The 18,046-nt window shown below is 62.1% G+C and carries 16 protein-coding genes, 1 tRNA gene and 1 pseudogene; 14 read left to right on the top strand and 4 right to left on the bottom strand.

The annotated features are described in order from the left end of the window. The 3 genes from ACINK1_RS12255 to ACINK1_RS12245 all read right to left on the bottom strand — a co-directional run. The coding region (locus ACINK1_RS12255) for an extracellular solute-binding protein (protein ID WP_395760142.1) at positions 1 to 658 on the bottom strand (658 nt) is incomplete at its 3' end. Positions 659 to 1,110: 452 nt separating this feature from the next. Then, a tRNA-Ala gene (locus ACINK1_RS12250) sits at positions 1,111 to 1,186 on the bottom strand. 97 nt (positions 1,187 to 1,283) lie between these two features. Then, positions 1,284 to 1,688 (bottom strand): TIGR02300 family protein, encoded by a 405-nt coding sequence (locus ACINK1_RS12245; RefSeq protein ID WP_395760141.1) that lies wholly within the window; start codon positions 1,686 to 1,688, stop codon positions 1,284 to 1,286. 180 nt (positions 1,689 to 1,868) lie between these two features. Between ACINK1_RS12245 and aroA the strand changes: the two genes are divergently transcribed. The 8 genes and pseudogenes from aroA (at position 1,869) to ACINK1_RS12205 (ending at position 11,473) form a co-directional block, all read left to right on the top strand. Further along, positions 1,869 to 3,203, top strand: a complete 1,335-nt coding sequence (gene aroA, locus ACINK1_RS12240) for a 3-phosphoshikimate 1-carboxyvinyltransferase (protein ID WP_376801995.1) — start codon at positions 1,869 to 1,871, stop codon at positions 3,201 to 3,203. Further along, complete coding sequence (gene cmk / locus ACINK1_RS12235) at positions 3,200 to 3,835, top strand: (d)CMP kinase (protein WP_376801994.1); 636 nt, start codon at positions 3,200 to 3,202, stop codon at positions 3,833 to 3,835. The genes aroA and cmk overlap by 4 nt, the downstream gene beginning before the upstream one ends. Before the next feature lie 243 nt (positions 3,836 to 4,078). Next, on the top strand, positions 4,079 to 5,794 hold the full coding sequence (gene rpsA / locus ACINK1_RS12230; protein WP_376801993.1) for a 30S ribosomal protein S1: 1,716 nt from the start codon (positions 4,079 to 4,081) through the stop codon (positions 5,792 to 5,794). A gap of 143 nt (positions 5,795 to 5,937) precedes the next feature. Further along, a complete protein-coding gene (locus ACINK1_RS12225; protein ID WP_376801992.1) occupies positions 5,938 to 7,230 on the top strand; it encodes a phosphopantothenate--cysteine ligase family flavoprotein in 1,293 nt (430 codons plus the stop codon). Positions 7,231 to 7,232: 2 nt separating this feature from the next. Continuing rightward, positions 7,233 to 7,691: a dUTP diphosphatase gene (dut, locus tag ACINK1_RS12220; RefSeq protein ID WP_376801991.1), complete on the top strand. Its 459-nt coding sequence runs from the start codon at positions 7,233 to 7,235 to the stop codon at positions 7,689 to 7,691. Continuing rightward, entirely contained in the window at positions 7,691 to 8,119 is a 429-nt protein-coding gene (locus ACINK1_RS12215; protein WP_376801990.1) for an Rrf2 family transcriptional regulator, read from the top strand. The genes dut and ACINK1_RS12215 overlap by 1 nt, the downstream gene beginning before the upstream one ends. A 116-nt stretch (positions 8,120 to 8,235) precedes the next feature. Continuing rightward, positions 8,236 to 9,212 (top strand): annotated as a pseudogene (gene cysK / locus ACINK1_RS12210) (cysteine synthase A). Between the two features lie 83 nt (positions 9,213 to 9,295). After that, positions 9,296 to 11,473 carry a transglycosylase domain-containing protein gene (locus tag ACINK1_RS12205; RefSeq protein ID WP_376801989.1) on the top strand — a complete coding sequence of 726 codons (2,178 nt, stop codon included), beginning with the start codon at positions 9,296 to 9,298 and terminating at the stop codon, positions 11,471 to 11,473. Here ACINK1_RS12205 and ACINK1_RS12200 read toward each other — a convergent pair. Then, the gene (locus tag ACINK1_RS12200) at positions 11,470 to 12,276 is read right to left on the bottom strand and encodes a M48 family metallopeptidase (RefSeq protein WP_376803095.1); all 807 of its coding nucleotides are present in this window, start codon (positions 12,274 to 12,276) and stop codon (positions 11,470 to 11,472) included. The genes ACINK1_RS12205 and ACINK1_RS12200 overlap by 4 nt on opposite strands. Before the next feature lie 95 nt (positions 12,277 to 12,371). On the opposite strand from ACINK1_RS12200, the gene speB reads away from it, so the two are divergent. The 6 genes from speB to hemA all read left to right on the top strand — a co-directional run bounded on the left by speB (position 12,372) and on the right by hemA (position 18,044). Next, positions 12,372 to 13,424: an agmatinase gene (speB, locus tag ACINK1_RS12195; protein WP_376801987.1), complete on the top strand. Its 1,053-nt coding sequence runs from the start codon at positions 12,372 to 12,374 to the stop codon at positions 13,422 to 13,424. A 116-nt stretch (positions 13,425 to 13,540) separates the two neighbouring features. Further along, entirely contained in the window at positions 13,541 to 14,395 is an 855-nt protein-coding gene (locus ACINK1_RS12190) for a transporter substrate-binding domain-containing protein (RefSeq protein WP_376801986.1), read from the top strand. 61 nt (positions 14,396 to 14,456) lie between these two features. Then, on the top strand, positions 14,457 to 15,170 hold the full coding sequence (locus ACINK1_RS12185) for an ABC transporter permease (RefSeq protein WP_376801985.1): 714 nt from the start codon (positions 14,457 to 14,459) through the stop codon (positions 15,168 to 15,170). After that, positions 15,170 to 15,892, top strand: coding sequence for an ABC transporter permease (locus tag ACINK1_RS12180; RefSeq protein ID WP_376801984.1), 723 nt, complete (start codon positions 15,170 to 15,172; stop codon positions 15,890 to 15,892). Before ACINK1_RS12185 ends, ACINK1_RS12180 begins: the two co-directional genes overlap by 1 nt. Before the next feature lie 5 nt (positions 15,893 to 15,897). Continuing rightward, entirely contained in the window at positions 15,898 to 16,668 is a 771-nt protein-coding gene (locus ACINK1_RS12175) for an ABC transporter ATP-binding protein (RefSeq protein WP_376801983.1), read from the top strand. Between the two features lie 17 nt (positions 16,669 to 16,685). Beyond that, on the top strand, positions 16,686 to 18,044 hold the full coding sequence (gene hemA, locus ACINK1_RS12170) for a 5-aminolevulinate synthase (protein WP_376801982.1): 1,359 nt from the start codon (positions 16,686 to 16,688) through the stop codon (positions 18,042 to 18,044). Positions 18,045 to 18,046: the final 2 nt, after the last annotated feature.

Below are 18,046 nucleotides of genomic sequence, written 5' to 3'. Positions count from 1 at the left end.
AGCCATTGGCTTTGCTGGCAACACCGACATTGTGGATGGCGCCAACCTGCTCGATCTGGGTCCAGGTCGGCCATGACGAGGTGAAAGCGCAGGCCGATGCGCCGCTTTCCTTGATCTTCTTGGCGGCGGCGCGAAGCTCTGCCCATGTAGCGGGAGCCTTTTCGGGGTCGAGGCCAGCCTTGCGGAAGGCCTCCTTGTTATAAAACATGATCGAGGTCGATGAATTGAACGGCATCGACATCAGCTTCCCGTCCGTGGTCGAGTAATAGCCGCGGATGGCTGGCAGATAATCATTGGTGTCGAGCGCCACGCCGGCTTCGGCAAGCAGCTCATGCACCGGCTTCACCGCGCCGCGTGCCGCCATCATGGTGGCGGTGCCAACCTCGAACATCTGGACGATGTGCGGGGCATTGCCGGCGCGGAAAGCAGCGATCGAGGAGACCATCGTCTCGGGATAGGAGCCACGGAAGGAGGGCTTGATCTCGTATTGCGCTTGTGAAGCATTAAAGCCGGCCACCACCTGCTCCAGCAGACCGCCCAGCGGTTGCGGCAGGCCGTGCCAGAAGTCGATCGATACTTTCTGCTGCGCGTGCGCTGATCCGGTCAATGCCAGCGTCAGCACCAGCGCGGCCAATCCTCTGCGATGAAACAAGGCCATATCACCCTCCTCCGGTTATTTTTATTCTGTGACGGCCTAGAATGACGCGGTCATGACGCAAGGGCAACAGCCTGATGACGATGCTGCCCCGAAATCGTGTTGGGACAAGATTTCTGCAAGCCCCGACACCATCAGCCTGTGACGGCCGATTCCAGTAGCGATTCATACAAATTTAACCATGTTCGAACATCTTTGCGATGATGAGCACCGAGGTGTCGAATGATCGAGATCAATGACAGCAAGGACGGGCTGTGGATTTTTGCGGTATCAGCGATGACCGCACTCAGCGTCGCGGTCGCGGTGCTGCGGCTTCTAACCGTCTGATGACCGCCAGCGCCAAGCCGGTGTGAGTGACAAGCACCGCTTCGTCGCCAGCCGCGCCCCGTCAGGCAAATGCGTGCCCGCCAACATCACTTCATCAACGAACCAGCCTGATTGACAAAACAGAGGGATGGTGGAGCCAAGCGGGATCGAACCGCTGACCTCCTGCGTGCCACGCAGGCGCTCTCCCAGCTGAGCTATGGCCCCATCAGATGTCCCGCCACTCTTGGGAGCGTGGCGGGGTGAACGCGCGAACACTAACGACAGGTCCACCGACGATCAAGTGCGCGGCGGGCTGGTCGGGTTAAACTTCTTCCTCAGGCTCGATGTCGCCATCAATCAGATCGGCGACATCCGTATTCTCATCTTCGTCTTCCTCAAGTAACGTGTCATCCTCGACACCATCATCCTCGATCTCGACATCATCGTCGATGCTCACGGCCACTTTGCCGCCCGCATCGGCCTGCTCCTGCTCGGCTTCATCGAGGCTGATCACCTCGACCTTGTCCGCCTCGGTGGGCAATTCATCATCAGCCTCGACTTCGGCAGGCGCCGATTTCGCGGCGATCTGATTTTTTACCACTTCGAACTGCGATCGCGGATAGGAAATGCCCGTATAGGGCGAGACGACCGGATCCTTGCCGAGATCGTAAAATTTCCGCCCGGTGACCGGGCAGACACGTTTTGTACCGAGTTCGGGTTTTACCACGGTCCAAGGCCTCGAGATTCAGGCGCCGTTTCAGGCAGCTGTGACGGGAAGGACGCGGCCTTTAAGCTATTCAATCGCGCTTGTCAAAACGTCTGGAGCCGATGTCGGGACGATGACGCGCACCGCGACCCGTGTTAGGAGCACGCCGCCTGCCATTTCGTGACACCAAGGACAACATTCGTGACCTCTTCCGCTCCCACCCGTTCCGCCCGCGCCGATTGCTCGCCAGCGCTCAGTGGCACTGTTAAGGTTCCCGGCGACAAGTCGATCTCGCATCGCTCGCTCATGCTGGGATTGCTGGCGCGAGGGCGAAGCGAGATCACCGGGCTTCTCGAAGGTGAGGACGTGCTGGCAACCGCCAGGGCGTGTGCTGCGCTTGGCGCCACCGTCAGACAGAACGCTCCCGGTGAATGGCAGGTTGACGGGGTGGGCGTCGGCGCGCTGCTTGAGCCGCGTCACGCGCTTGATTTCGGCAATTCCGGTACGGGAGCGCGCCTGATGATGGGTGTTATCGGCGGCCACGGCATTACCGCGCGCTTTGACGGCGATGCCTCGCTGTGCCGGCGGCCGATGCAAAGGGTTATCCTTCCCCTTGAGCGCATGGGCGCGCGGGTCGTCTCGTCTGCTGCCGGGCACCGTTTTCCGCTGACGCTGCAAGGAGCACGGGACGCGATAGCGATCACGTATGAGGTGCCGGTGCCCTCGGCGCAGGTGAAATCGGCTGTCCTGCTTGCCGGCCTTAACGCGCCGGGAACGACGACGGTGATTGAGAAAGAAGCCACGCGCGACCATACCGAGCGCATGCTCACAGGCTTTGGCGCGCGGCTCCGGATCGAGCCCTACGGGGCGCAGGGGCGAAAAATCGAACTCGACGGCGAGGCCGACCTCGTCGGGCAGAAGGTCGCGGTGCCGGCGGATCCCTCTTCCGCCGCTTTCCCGCTGGTCGCAGCCCTCATCGTGCCTGGCTCGCAGATCCGGCTGCTCAACGTGATGATGAACCCGACACGCACCGGGCTTTTGACGACGCTGCGCGAGATGGGCGGCGATATCGTGATCGAGAACCGGCGGCTTGAGGGAGGCGAGGAAGTGGGTGATCTCATCGTCTCGGCAAGCGGGCTTGCCGGCGTTGAGGTACCGGCTGAGCGCGCGCCCAGCATGATCGATGAATATCCGATTCTGGCGGTAGCGGCGGCGTTCGCCTCGGGCACAACCATCATGCGCGGGCTCGCCGAATTGCGCGCCAAGGAATCAGACCGCTTGGCGGCCGTCGCTGCGGGGCTCAGGGCAAACGGTGTCAGCTATGCCATCGAGGGCGATGATCTCATCGTCGAAGGCGGGCGGGTGCCAGGCGGCGGGGTGGTTGAAACCCATCTTGATCACCGGCTTGCGATGTCGTTTCTGGTGATGGGGCTGGCGAGCGAAGCCGGTGTCACAGTCGATGATAGTGCTACAATTGCCACCAGTTTTCCGCAATTCATGCCCTTGATGCGGGAGTTGGGAGCGCGGATACAGTGATTATCGCCATTGACGGGCCGGCAGCCTCCGGCAAGGGCACGCTGGGGCGGAAACTCGCCACCCATTACCGTTTTCATCATCTTGACACCGGTCTTCTCTATCGCGGTGTGGCGGCACGTCTGATGGCTGATGGCGCGCACCTCGATGACAGGGAAGCGGCGCACAGAGCCGCGTGCGATCTCGACATTGCCGATCTTGATGCAACGCGCCTGCGGACGGCCGAACTCGGCGAGGGTGCCTCCATCATCGCCGCCTACCCGGCCGTGCGCCAGGCACTGCTGGAGTTGCAGAGGGATTTTGCGCGCCGGGCGCCGGGCGCCGTCCTTGACGGGCGTGATATCGGCTCCGTCGTCTGCCCGCATGCCGATTGCAAGCTGTTTGTGACCGCCAGTGCGGAGGAGCGGGCGCGCCGTCGTGCTCGCGAATTCGCGGCGACGGGGGCAGGTCCGAGCTACGAGGCCGTGCTGGCCGATATCCAGCGCCGTGACGCGCGGGATGGCGCACGCAGCAGCGCACCGCTCGTGATGGCCAGCGACGCGGTATTGCTCGATACGACCAAATTGGATATAGAAGCGGCGTTGCAAGCAGCCATCGATATTGTCGACGGCAGCGCAAATTTAGCGCAAGGGTAGCTCTGGCTACAATCCACACCTGGCGCTGAAGTTGACTTGCAGGGTTCTGCGCTTCTTTGAAGCCTGCTCTGCTTTTGCGGCAAATTCACTGTTGAACAATGAGGGTCTGGCGGCCTCGCGCCGTTTGCGCACGCTGACACGTGCGCCTTGTTCCCTGGAAACGGGGAACACCGCCGGGTCTTCATTGCCCTGAAACACTCACCCCCGGCGCCGGCCCTCGAGAAGAGGCCCTATGGAGACCTGATGAACGCGCAAGCCGCGATGACGACCCCGACGCGCGATGATTTCGCCGCGCTGCTCGAGCAAAGTTTCAACGACGACAACATGATGGAAGGCACGGTCATCAAGGGCCGTGTGGTTGCCATCGAGAAGGATCTCGTCGTTATCGATATCGGCCTCAAGACCGAAGGCCGGGTTGCCCTGAAAGAATTCACCGGTCCTGGCCGCACCGCGCCGGTGGTTGGCGAAGAGGTCGAGGTTTATCTCGAGCGCGTCGAGAATGCGCTGGGCGAAGCCGTCCTGTCGCGTGACAAGGCGCGGCGCGAGGAAAGCTGGATCAGGCTGGAGCGCGCCTTCAAGGCCAATGAGAAGGTCAGCGGCAGCATCTTCAATACCGTCAAAGGTGGCTATACGGTTGATCTTGACGGCGCGGTGGCCTTCCTGCCGCGCAGCCAGGTCGATATCCGCCCGGTGCGTGACATCGGCCCGCTGATGCATGCGCCTCAGCCCTTCCAGATCCTGAAAATGGATCGCCGTCGTGGCAACATCGTCGTGTCACGGCGTACCGTTCTCGAAGAGACACGAGCGGATGCGCGCGCCGAACTGGTTGCCAATCTGAGCGAAGGCCAGATCATTGATGGTGTGGTGAAGAACATCACCGATTACGGTGCCTTCGTCGACCTTGGCGGCATTGACGGCCTGCTGCATGTCACCGACATCGCCTGGCGGCGCGTCAACCACCCCTCCGAAGTGCTGTCGATTGGCCAGCAGGTCAAGGTGCAGGTGATCAAGGTCAATCCCGAGACGCACCGTATCTCGCTTGGCATGAAGCAGCTCCTTTCGGATCCGTGGGACGGGATCGAAGCGAAATATCCGATCGACGCCAAATTCTCGGGCCGGGTCACCAACATCACCGATTACGGTGCGTTCGTTGAGCTTGAGCCGGGCATTGAAGGCCTGATCCATGTTTCGGAAATGTCGTGGGTCAAGAAGAACGTTCATCCCGGCAAGATCCTGTCGACTTCGCAGGAAGTCGAAGTGATGGTGCTCGAAGTCGATTCGGTGAAGCGGCGCATCTCGCTTGGCCTCAAGCAGACGCTCGACAATCCGTGGGATGCCTTCGTCTCGAAACATCCCGTTGGTTCGACCGTTGAGGGCGAGGTCAAGAACAAGACCGAGTTCGGTCTCTTCATCGGTCTTGATGGCGAGGTTGACGGCATGGTCCATCTCTCCGATCTCGACTGGAACCGGCCGGGCGAGCAGGTGCTCGACGAATACCAGCGCGGGCAGATGGTGACGGCCGTCGTTCTTGATGTCGATGTCGAGAAGGAGCGTATCTCGCTTGGCGTCAAGCAAGTGTCCGGCGACCCCTTCAGCGAGCCCCAGGCGGGTGACATGAAGAAGGGCTCGGTGGTGACGTGCGAGGTCATCGAGGTGAAGGAAAACGGGCTTGAGGTGAAGATCACCGGCTCCGATCTCACCGCCTTCATCCGCCGCTCCGAACTGGCGCGCGACCGGGCCGACCAGCGCCCCGAGCGCTTCGCGGTCGGCGAGAAGGTTGATGCGCGCATCACGCTCCTCGACCGTCGCGCCCGCAAGGTGCAGGTGTCGATCAAGGCTCTTGAGATGGCGGAAGAGAAAGAGGCGATTGCCCAGTATGGCTCGGCTGATTCGGGGGCCTCGCTTGGTGACATTCTCGGAGCGGCACTGCGCCAGCGTGGCGACAAGGGCGACAAATAAGCGCTTCTTGCAAACGATATGGAAAAGGGGCGGCCAAAACCGCCCCTTTTTCCTGTCTGCCCGGTGAACAGCTTTTACACCGCGCAGGGCTCTCGCATTCGCTCATTCAATGGTAAGCTTGCCATCGTTTGAACGGGTTAGGCATGCTGAAACACAAACGTATTCTTCTCATCATCGGTGGCGGGATCGCTGCCTACAAATCGCTCGAACTCATTCGCCTGCTGCGCAAGGCCGAGGCGAGTGTCCACGCCATTCTGACCAGCGCCGGCCAGCATTTCGTGACCCCCCTTTCGGTGAGCGCTCTGTGCGAGGCAAGAGTATTCACCGATCTGTTTGATCTGACCGCCGAAGCGGAGATGGGGCATATCGAATTGTCCCGCGCCGCCGATCTCGTCGTCGTGGCGCCCGCCACAGCAGATCTCATGGCCAAACTCGCCGGCGGCCTTGCCAATGATCTGGCCTCGACAACGCTGCTGGCGACCGACAAGGCGGTCTTGATGGCGCCAGCGATGAATGTGCGGATGTGGACCCATGCCGCCACCCAGCGCAATCTCGTGCAACTCATTGCCGACGGCGTTCTGTTCGTTGGCCCTGATGAGGGACCGATGGCCTGTGGCGAATATGGACCCGGGCGGATGGCTGAGCCCACTGACATCCTGCAGGCAATCGCAGCGGCACTCGCGGGCGTCACCGCGCGGCCGGCTATGGCGGCAACCAGCACGACTGTCCCGGTGCCCAAGCCACTGCGCAGCGAAAGCCTGCCGGCGCTCACCAGTAATGCACTGCAGGGCGTGCGGGTGGTCATCACATCAGGACCGACACATGAGCCGATTGATCCGGTGCGCTATATCGCCAACCGCTCCTCGGGAAAGCAGGGCTATGCGATCGCGCGGGCGGCGGCGGCGGTTGGTGCCGAGGTGACGCTGATCAGCGGACCGGTTCAGCTTGCCCCGCCTGCCGGCGTGGAGGTGGTGCAGGTCGAATCGGCACGCGACATGCTGAACGCGGTCGAACTGGCTCTGCCGGCTCAGGTGTTTATCGCGGCGGCGGCTGTCGCCGACTGGCGCACCGCTGCGACCGCCGGGCAGAAGATCAAGAAAGTGCCGGGCGCGCGTGGACCGACATTGGCGCTGGTTGAAAACCCCGACATCCTCGCCGCCATTGCCAAACGGCGCAAGGATCGTCCGCGCCTTGTTATCGGTTTTGCGGCCGAAACCGAAGAGGTGGTGGCTCACGCCAAGACAAAGCGCGTGCGCAAGGGCTGCGACTGGATTGTCGCCAATGACGTGACGCCGGCGAGCGGGGTCATGGGGGGTGATCTCAACACCGTTCATATCATCGACACCGGTGGCGTCGAATCCTGGCCGAAACTTGCAAAGGAGGAGGTGGCGCGCCGCCTCATTTCGCGCATCGGCGATTATTTCGCCGCGCATTGATCATGCCGGTCTCGTCGATAAAAATCCGTGTTCTGCCGCATGGCGAAGGGTTGGCCCTGCCGCGTTACGAGACGCGCGATGCGGCGGGAATGGATCTGCGCGCAGCCATTGACGGGGCTTCCCCTCTCACTCTGTCACCATCCTGCCGCATTCTCATCCCGACCGGTCTCATTTTCGCCATTCCGCCGGGTTTTGAAGGTCAAGTGCGTCCAAGATCGGGGTTGGCTCTGCGGCACGGCATCACGGTGTTGAATTCACCGGGGACGATTGATGCCGATTATCGAGGAGAAGTCAGTGTGATCCTGATTAATCATGGTTCTGAAACTGTCATGATCGCCCGCGGTGAACGCATCGCCCAGCTGGTGATTGCACCCGTCACCCGTCTTGATCTCGCCCTCGTCGATACGCTCGACGAGACGGATCGCGGCGCAGGTGGCTACGGCTCGACGGGTTTGTCGTAATGGTGTTGTCGCGGCGCGTCATCCTGGCGCTGCTGGCCATTTGCGATATCGCGCTGCATGCCCGGGCAAACCGGGTGTCGGCACGCGAGTTATCGCAGCGCTATCAGCTGCCCCCCCGTCACTTTGAATCGATCCTGCAGGATCTCACCCGGGCCGGCATCATTCGCGGTCAACGCGGCCCGAAAGGCGGTTATGAGCTTGCGGTCGAGCGCCGGCGCCTGCCGATCTCCGCCATTCTCGAAGCCGTCTACAAACACCCCGACAACGACATTCTGCCGCCCGATGGTCTGGCAGCCCGGCTTGTGGGTTCAGTTGTCGAGGCCGCCGACCAGCGGCTCAAATCGCTCCTCAGCGACATATCAATCGACGATGTCCTGGAACGATCCACCCTCAAGGCCGAAGTTAATGCCGGGGATTTTTCTATCTGACAGACAAAATTTGGAAAATCATTTCTCCTCGTTGACGGCTGCCACCGCCAGTGCTCCCTTGCGGCAACACAAAGGCGCCGGCGCCGCTCGCGTCCGGGTTTTCAGGGAGCACGATCATGTCCGATCCAAACGCCACACCGCCGGGCCATAAGCCCGGTCGCGGGCGCATTTACAGCTCGATCACGCAGACCATCGGCGATACGCCGGTCGTCCGCCTGGAGAGGCTGATGGCGCAGGCCAATGTCGGGGGAGAAATTCTCGCCAAGCTCGAATTCTTCAACCCGCTGGCAAGCGTCAAGGACCGCATCGGCGTGTCGATGATCGATACGCTGATGGAAGAAGGCTTGATCAAGCCCGACACTGTTCTGATCGAACCAACCTCCGGCAATACCGGTATCGCGCTGGCCTTCGTGGCGGCCGCGCGTGGCCTTCGGCTTATTCTGGTGATGCCGGAGACAATGTCGATTGAGCGGCGCAAGATGCTGGCGCTCCTCGGTGCCGAGCTTGATCTTACTCCCGGCCCGCTCGGCATGAAGGGGGCGGTGGCGCGGGCGGAAGAATTACAGCGCAGCATTCCCCATTCCCTCATTCCCCAGCAATTCAAGAACCTCGCCAATCCGGCGATCCACCGGCGCACGACGGCTGAGGAAATCTGGAACGATACCGGCGGCAAGCTCGATTTCTTCGTCTCGGGCGTTGGCACGGGCGGCACCATCACCGGCGTCGGCCAGGTGCTGAAACCCCGTTTGCCCGGGCTCAAAGTGGTGGCGATCGAACCGGAAGATTCGCCCGTTCTCTCCGGCGGCGCCCCGGCCCCCACAAGATCCAGGGCATCGGCGCGGGGTTCATACCTGATATTCTCGATCGCTCTGTCATCGATGAAGTGATGCGCATCGGTAACCAGACGGCCTTCGACACCGCCCGCAGGCTGGCGCGCGTCGAGGGTATCCCCGGCGGCATCTCGTCAGGTGCGGCGGTCGCAGCAGCGCTTGAACTGGCGGGGCGAGCGGAGAACAAGGGCAAGCGTATTCTTGTCATCATCCCCTCCTTCGCCGAGCGCTACCTGTCAACCACGCTCTTTGACGGGCTGTAGAAGCGCGCAACCTTAACGCCGCCTTAAAGCCACGCTTTTATAATGGCCTCACGAGTTCGGCCCGCCCGGCCGAGTGATGCGGGATGGCGATGGCGCGCGGCAAGGCACAGAATCGGCGCGAACCTGTGTTCAGGGACGAGCGGGATGATCTGCGGGTCAGCCCTGATGATCGTGTGTCGCAGCCCGCGCGCGGACGTCCTGCGGCACCCGCCTGGGATACCGATGATGGCGAGCCACCCGAGCGCAGCGCCAGCAAAACAAAACGGCGCAATCCAGCGGCGCGGCGCGGCGCCAAGGGTTCAAAGAAAAAGCACAAACGGTCCTTTTTCGGCCGCCTTGTCTACTGGGGTTTCGTCGTCAGCCTGTGGGGCGGGCTGGCCGTCGCAGGGGTGGTTGGATGGTATGCTGCGCATCTACCGGCGATGTCGGAACTCGAAGTGCCTGAGCGCCCGCCCAATATCTCGATTGTCGGCACGTCCGGCGACGTGCTGGTTGACCGTGGCGCCATGGGGGCGGCGGTCAAGCTTGCCGAATTGCCCAAACATCTGCCGCGTGCGGTCATCGCCATCGAGGATCGCCGCTTCTACAGCCATCTGGGGATTGATCCGCTCGGCATTGCCAGGGCCGCCGTGCGCAACCTGCTCGGTCGCGGCGTCTCGGAGGGTGGCTCGACGCTCACCCAGCAGCTTGCCAAGAACATCTTCCTCACCAGCGAGCGGACCTTCGGGCGCAAAATTCAGGAAATGATCCTGGCTCTGTGGCTTGAGGCGCGGTTTTCAAAAAATGAGATCATCGAGATGTATCTCAACCGCGTCTATCTGGGCGCCGGCGCCTACGGCGTCGAAGCCGCCTCGCAGCGCTATTTCGGCAAATCGGCGCGGGCGGTGAACCTGCAGGAAGCCGCAATCCTTGCCGGCCTTCTGCGGGCGCCCTCGCGCTATGCGCCCTCGCGCAATCCCAAACTGGCGATCGCACGAGCCAAAACCGTGCTCAACTCCATGGTGGAAGAGCGTTACATCAGCGACAACGACGCCAGGATCGCCGGCGCCGGGCGCCCGAGCGTCAAGCCGGCTGACGCGGCCGGCTCCTCGATCAATTATGCCGCCGACTGGGTGATGGATCTGCTGCCGACGCTGATTGGCACGATCGACAGCGATATCGTGGTTGAGACGACGATTGACGCTAATCTCCAGCGCGAGGCAGAAAAGGCGTTGCGCGAGACGCTCGACAAGGACGGCGGGCGCTATCAGGTGAGCCAGGGGGCGGTGGTGAGCATCGATGTCAACGGCGCGGTCCGTGCGCTCGTCGGCGGCAAGACCTATAGCGAAAGCCCCTATAATCGGGCGGTGGTCGCCAGGCGCCAACCGGGCTCCGCTTTCAAGCCCTTTGTTTATCTGACCGCGCTTGAGAGAGGCCTCACGCCCGACACGGCGCGCGAGGACGCGCCGATCACGATCAAGGGCTGGTCGCCTGAAAACTACAGCCGCGATTATCGCGGGCCGGTGAGCTTGCGCGATGCGCTGGCGCTGTCGCTCAACACAGTTGCCGTCCGGCTTGGCGTTGAAGCTGGCCCGGCCAATGTGGTGCGCACCGCCCAGCGGCTCGGCATCGCCTCGTCTCTCCAGGCCAATCCCTCGCTGGCGCTTGGCACCTCGGATGTCAGCGTGCTTGAGCTGACGCGTGCCTATGCGGCCTTTGCCAATGGTGGCTTTGCGGTGCCGGCCTATGTTGTGAAATCGATCCGCACCGCCAAGGGCCGCGTGCTGTTTGATCATCTGGGGGATGCGGGAAAGCGCGTCATCCGGCCCGAGCAGATCGCCCAGATGAACGACATGCTGGCGCGGGCGGTCGATATCGGCACGGCACGCAATGCCCGCGTGCCGGGCTGGCCGGTTGCCGGCAAAACGGGCACCAGCCAGGATTTTCGTGACGCCTGGTTTGTCGGCTATTCAGCGCAGATGGTCACCGGGGTATGGCTTGGCAATGATGATGGAACGCCGACCAAACGCGCGTCAGGCGGTGGCCTGCCGACCGCCATCTGGAGCCGGGTGATGGGGCTTGCCCATCGCGGCCTGCCGGCGATCTCGCTGCCAGGCGCCGGACAGCCCCTGCGCGAGCCTGATCAGCCAGCCCCGCACTCGATTGATGAGATCCTGCTGGGCAGGAACGAGCGCCAAAACCCACCACGCAGCGCCGGGCGCCCGACGGCCGCACCCTGCCAGATCAACGCCGATTTCCTGCGCTGTCTGTTTGGCGGTTAGGCCGGCGGCACTGCCCGGCGTGGTCCAGGTGGCGGGCCATAGGCATGGAGGCTCGCGCCATTGGCGCTCATCCACGCCTTGGCGGCCGCGGTGCCCGGACATATCTCGTTGAGCAGGCGCCAGAAGTTCGGCCCGTGATTCATGTGCTTTAAATGTGCCACCTCGTGTGCTGCGACATAATCAAGAACAAGAGGCGGCGCCAGAATAAGGCGCCATGAAAACGACAGAGCCCCATTGGCCGCGCATGATCCCCAGCGGCTTGAGCCGTCACGCAGGACAAGCCGGGCCGCGCTCGTGCCGGTCAGCGCCGTGTAGGTCGCGACCGCCCGCTCCAGATCGCGCCGCGCTTCGGCTTTCAGGAAATCGACCAGGCGGCGCTCGACATGGGGGGTGTCGCCGGGAATGACGAGGCAGGGATACTCGCCCTCCTCCACCTGCACCCGCCCGCGATAATCTCCGCTTTCGCGCAAGCGGTGCGGTATGCCTCTGAGAGGGACCACTGCCCCGTCAGTGAACCGCAGACGCTGCGGCTGGCGCGTCAGCCGCTCCACGATCCACGGGCGATGGCGATCGATAAACGCCGTGATCGCCGACAGCCGCAGTTGAGGTGGCGCGGTGACGGTGACCGCGCCGGTGGCGTTGGAGAGGCGCAAGGTGAGGCGACGTGAGCGCAGGCTGCGGCGCAGTGTCACCACACAGTCCTGCCCGCCCAGATCAACACGCAGCAGGGTTGCACGCGGCGGCGGACCGGCTGTGCCCCCGACCCGGTTCCTGCTTACGCCGCGCCTGAAAAGTGCTTTCATATCGATCATCGTCCTGTCGAAGAGGCATGATATCGCTGATTCGCCAAGCGCAGCCTCGCCAGGCTTCACTGGCCAGCGCAGAAAGAGGTGGCAAGATGGACATCGATAAGCTCAAGCGCCTGCGCGAGCGCTATCTGACGGCCAAGGGCGGAGACATGTTCGACCCGCATTTCGCCGCCATCGCGCAGGCCCAGTTCAAGGATGGCGACAAGCGTAAATGGCCCTTTGCCGATCCGGCCACCTTTCTGGCGGCTCCCCTGCGCGCCAGCAATGACGAGGCGTCCAATATCACGGACGTTGATATCGCGCTCATCGGCGTGCCGATGGATCTGGGTGTCACGAACCGGGCCGGCGCGCGCCTCGGGCCACGAGCGGTCAGAGGAATCGAGCGCATCGGCGCCTATGAGCCAGCCCTCAAGATGGCACCGCTCGGCGAGGCCGTGATCGCCGATATCGGCGATGTGCCGATGCGCTCGCGCTTTTCGCTTGCCGACTGCCACAGTGACATTGAGACTTTTTTTTCTAGGCTTGCCGGGCATGACATCCGGCCACTGGCGATCGGCGGAGATCATTCCATCTCCCTGCCCATTCTGAAGGCTCTGGGTGCCAAGCGCCCGCTCGGTCTCATCCACATTGACGCTCATGCCGACACATCAGGCGAGTATGAAGGGACCAAGTTCCATCATGGGGGCCCGTTTCGTCAGGCAGTCCTCGAAGGCGTCCTTGATCCCGACCGGACCATCCAGATCGGCATCCGCGGTGGTGCCGGCTGGCTGTGGGAGTTTTCCCACGAGAGCGGCATGACGATGATCGAGATGCATGAGGTGGTGGCGATGGGGCTGCCGGCGGTCATCGCCAAAGCCCGCGAAATTGCCGGCTCGGGGCCGACGTATCTGACTTTCGATGTCGATTCGCTCGATCCCGGCTTCGCGCCCGGCACGGGAACGCCGGAAGTGGGTGGGTTCAGCCCGCGCGAAGTGATTGAAATCCTGCGCGGCCTTGTCGGACTTGATATTGTCGCGGGCGATGTTGTGGAGGTTGCACCGCAATATGACGCCACCACCAACACCGCGCACGCGGCCGCGCAGATGGCGTTTGAAATCCTCTGCCTGATGCTGCGCGCGCCGTCCTTTCAGCGCAAAGTTTGAAAACGATGAAAAAACGCCCTTGCCTGTCCCTCCATTCTTTCTGCTAGCTTGTGGGCAGGCGCAGGCGGGCGGGCACCACGCAGACCTGCCCGCGTGCAAAAATGGAGGTCGTCACAATGAACATGCTGAAACCGCTGACGCTGGCCGCGCTCGGCCTTGTCGCCACCTATACGGTCGCCTTCACCCAGGGAAAAACCTGGACCAAGGTCACGATTGCCACCGAAGGCGCCTACGCGCCATGGAACTTCACGGAAGCAGGAGGCAAGCTCGCGGGCTTCGAAATTGATCTGGGCAATGAGCTGTGCAAGCGCATGAAGGTCGAATGCAATATCATTGCCCAGGATTGGGACGGCATCATTCCAGCCCTTCAGGCCGGCAAGTATGACGCCATCATGGCGGGCATGAACATCACCGAAAAACGTCTCGAGACGATCAATTTCTCGCGCGTCTATGGCACCGGCGGGCAGGTGTTCGGGGTCGCCAGGGGCGGGCCGCTTGCGGCGCTTCCAGGGCTAGGCGCGCGGCTTAATCTCACCACCAGCGAGGCTGATGCGCTCAAGGCGATGGAGGAGATGAAAAAGCTCCTCAAGGGCAAGACGGTTGGCGTCCAGGTGTCGACCATCAACTCCCAGTTCCTCGACAAATATTTCAAGGATGCCGTCACCATCAAGGAATACAAGACCACCGAAGAGCATGACCTTGATCTGGCCAATGGCCGCCTTGACGCCATCTTCGTGTCGATCCTGGCGCTGAATGCGACCATCGAAAAGCCGGACTTCAAGAACCTTCAGGTTGCCGGCCCGAGCTTCGGTGGCGGATTGCTCGGCAGCGGGGTTGGAGTTGGTCTGCGCAAGGCCGATCCGGAGCTGAAAGCAATGTTCGACAAGGCAATCGGCGACATGATCGCCGATGGCAGCCTCAAGGCGCTCGCGGTGAAATGGTTCAAGCTTGATATCTCGCCACAAAGCTGACGTTACGATGCGGGGCATCAATGATGCCCCGCCTCCCTGACCCGATCCGGATCATGTGCTGATGGCGTGGTACGATTTGCTCGGCTTCGGCCCCAAGGGTTGGGGCCTTCAATTGCTGATCGCCGCCGGCATGACGCTGGCGGTCGCCACCTGTGGCGCCATCATCGGCCTGATGATCGGCACGCTTGCCGCCTGGGCGAAGCTCAGCCGCAGCCTGGTGGCGCGCCTGTGCGCTGACGCCTATACGACGATCCTGCGCGGGGTACCCGATCTCCTCGTCATCTATCTTTTCTATTTTGGCGGCTCGCTGGTCCTCACCTATGTGAGCAGTCATGTGCTGGGCACCAGCGGTTTTGTCTCGGTGCCGGCCTTCGCCATCGGCGCGCTGGCGCTTGGTGTGTGCAATGGTGGTTATCAGGCGGAGGTGCTGCGCGGCGCCTACCTGGCGTTGTCGAAAGGCGAAATCGAGGCTGCGCGCGCGGTCGGGATGTCACCCCTTCTGATGTTCCGCCGCATCATCGGCCCGCAGGTACTGCGCTATGCCATTCCCGGGCTCGGTAATTGCTGGCAGCTTTGCCTGAAGGAATCAGCACTGGTGACGGTCACCGGCCTCGTCGAATTATTGCGCCAGTCAAACGTCGCCGGGCGCTCGACGCGCGAGCCGTTCCTGTTTTTCTCGGCCGCAGCCATTCTCTACCTCGTCATCACAATCGTCTCGGGGCAGATTTTCGAGCGCGCCGAGAAGCGGGCGATGCGCGGCATGAGGAGAGCGTGATGGATATCGCTTTCCTGTGGTCGACGCTACTCGCCATTCTGCCTGGCGTGCCAACGACGCTGAAGCTCACCGCCATATCGGTCTTTATCGGTCTGTTTCTGGCGCTGGCGTTGGCGGCCATGCGCCTGTCGGGACATCCGCTGCTGGTATTGCCGGCGCGTGCCTATGTTTTCGTGTTCCGTGGGACACCGCTGCTGGTGCAGATTTACCTTATCTATTACGGGCTGGCGCAGTTCTCGGTGGTACGTGAGAGCCTGTTATGGCCTTTCCTGCGCGAGGCCTATTGGTGCGCCATCCTGGCGCTGACGCTCAATACGGGCGCCTATGCGAGTGAAATCGTGCGCGGCGGCCTGCAATCGGTGCCCTTTGGCCAGATCGAGGCGGCGCGGGCTGCTGGCATGTCGCGGCTCGTGATGTTCCGGCGCATCGTCGCACCGCTTGCCATCCGCCAGGCTCTGCCGGGCTATTCGAATGAACTGATCCTGATGATCAAATCAACGTCGCTTGCCTCCATCATCACCATTTTCGAGATTTCGGGCCTTGCCTACAAGGTGGCGTCGGAAACTTACCGCTATATCGAGGTTTTTTTCGTCGCCGGGCTCATTTATCTCAGCCTCAACTTCGCCATCACCCGTGCCATCCAGGCGCTTGAACACTGGTTGTCGCCGCATCTGCGCCCGGCGCCAGCCACCCCCCTCCTTAACGAACTCAAGGCCGTGTGACGATCATGCCCGACATTGCCGTTGAAACCCGCAACCTCAGCAAACGTTTCGGCTCGAATGAAGTGCTGAAAGGTATTTCGCTTGCCGCACATGAAGGCGATGTCATCTCCATCATCGGCGCCTCGGGATCGGGAAAATCAACCTTCCTGCGCTGTATCAATTTCCTCGAAACGCCCGATTCGGGTGATGTCATCGTTGCCGGTGAAAAGGTCGAGATGAGGCAGCGCGGCGGGCGCGTTGAGCCGGCTGATCGCCAACAGATCGACCGCATCCGCTCCAGCCTCGGCATGGTGTTCCAGAATTTCAATCTGTGGAGCCATATGACGATCCTTGAGAACATTATCGAGGCCCCAATCCATGTGCAGAAGCGCCCGCGGGCGGAGGCGATCGAGGAAGCGGAAGCCTTTCTTGCCAAAGTAGGCATCGCCGAGAAGCGCGATCATTACCCGGCCCATCTTTCCGGCGGCCAGCAACAGCGCGCAGCGATTGCCCGCGCCCTTGCCATGCGCCCTGCCGTCATGCTGTTTGACGAGCCGACGTCCGCGCTTGATCCTGAACTCGTCGGTGAGGTACTGCGAGTGATCCGCGCCTTGGCGGAGGAAGGACGAACGATGCTGCTGGTCACCCATGAGATGAAATTTGCCCGCGAGGTTTCCAGCCGGGCGATTTTCCTGCATCAGGGCAGAATCGAATGCGAAGGCGCCCCGCGCGACATATTCACGCGCCCGCCCAATGAGCGGTTTGCCCAATTTATTGCTAATAGTGCGATGCACTGAAAGCGGACGGAGCACCGATGGATTACGACAGGTTTTTCCGCGATCGCCTCGATCATCTGCGCGATGAAGGACGCTATCGCGTGTTTGCCGATCTTGAACGTCAGGCAGGCGCGTTTCCACGCGCCATCCACCACGCTGCCGACGGCCCGCGACCGGTAACTGTCTGGTGCTCGAACGATTATCTCGGCATGGGCCAGCACCCGCAGGTGCTGGCAGCAATGACAGCGGCGCTGGAGGCGAGCGGCGCCGGCGCGGGCGGCACGCGCAATATCGGCGGCACCAATCACGCCCATGTCGTGCTTGAGCACGAACTTGCCGATCTCCACGGCAAGGAAGCAGCCCTTGTGTTCACGTCAGGCTACGTCGCCAACTGGGCGGCGATTTCAACGCTTGCCGCGCACCTGCCCGATTGCGTCGTGTTGTCGGATGTCGGCAATCACGCCTCGATGATCGAGGGGTTGCGCCATTCGCGCGCCGAGCGGCAGATCTTTGCCCATAATGACCCGGCTGACCTTGAGCGCCGTTTGTCAGCACTTGATCCGGCGCGCCCCAGGCTGGTGATGTTTGAATCCGTCTATTCGATGGATGGCGATATCGCCCCGATCAGCGCCCTGTGCGATGTCGCCGAGGCCCATGGCGCGCTCACCTATCTTGACGAGGTGCATGCGGTTGGCATGTACGGACAGCGTGGCGGCGGCATTGCCGAGCGCGAGGGGGTCATGCATCGCCTCGACGTCATCCAGGGAACGCTTGGCAAGGCGTTCGGCGTCATGGGTGGTTATATCGCCGGCTCGCGCGCGCTGTGCGATTATGTGCGCAGCTTTGCCTCGGGATTTATCTTTACCACCGCCCTGCCTCCTCATGTCTGCGCTGGCGCGATTGCCGCCATCCGCCATCTGAAAACGAGCGCGGGCGAGCGCCATCTCCAGCAGGAGCGGGTGAGCGAACTGCGCTGGGCGCTGCAACGCAAGGGCATCCCCCATCTCGCCAATGACAGTCACATCGTTCCGGTCATGGTTGGTGACCCGCGCGCCTGCAAGGCGGCAAGCGACATGCTGCTGGAGGATTGCGGCATCTATGTCCAGCCGATCAACTACCCAACCGTGCCGCGTGGCAGCGAACGCCTGCGCCTGACGCCAACGCCGCTCCACAGCAGCGCTGATATCCGTCATCTGGCGCTGGCGCTCGATGAGACCTGGGATCGGCTTGGCCTGCCACGGACGACGAAGCCGTCGTCCAGCAGCACCCTTTCCCAGCTGTGCCCGGTGGTTGGTCTCTACAAGGCCGATCCGCAGAGCCTTGGTTGCGATAGCTGTCCGATGAGCAAGGACAAAAGCCTCACCCCCGCCATCGACCATATGACGCAGGATCTGTGATC

This window comes from Raskinella chloraquaticus (SeqCode) (genome assembly GCF_021731865.1).
Lineage (GTDB): Bacteria > Pseudomonadota > Alphaproteobacteria > Rhizobiales > UBA4765 > Raskinella > Raskinella chloraquaticus.
This window is presented reverse-complemented; position numbering and strand designations above follow the sequence as displayed.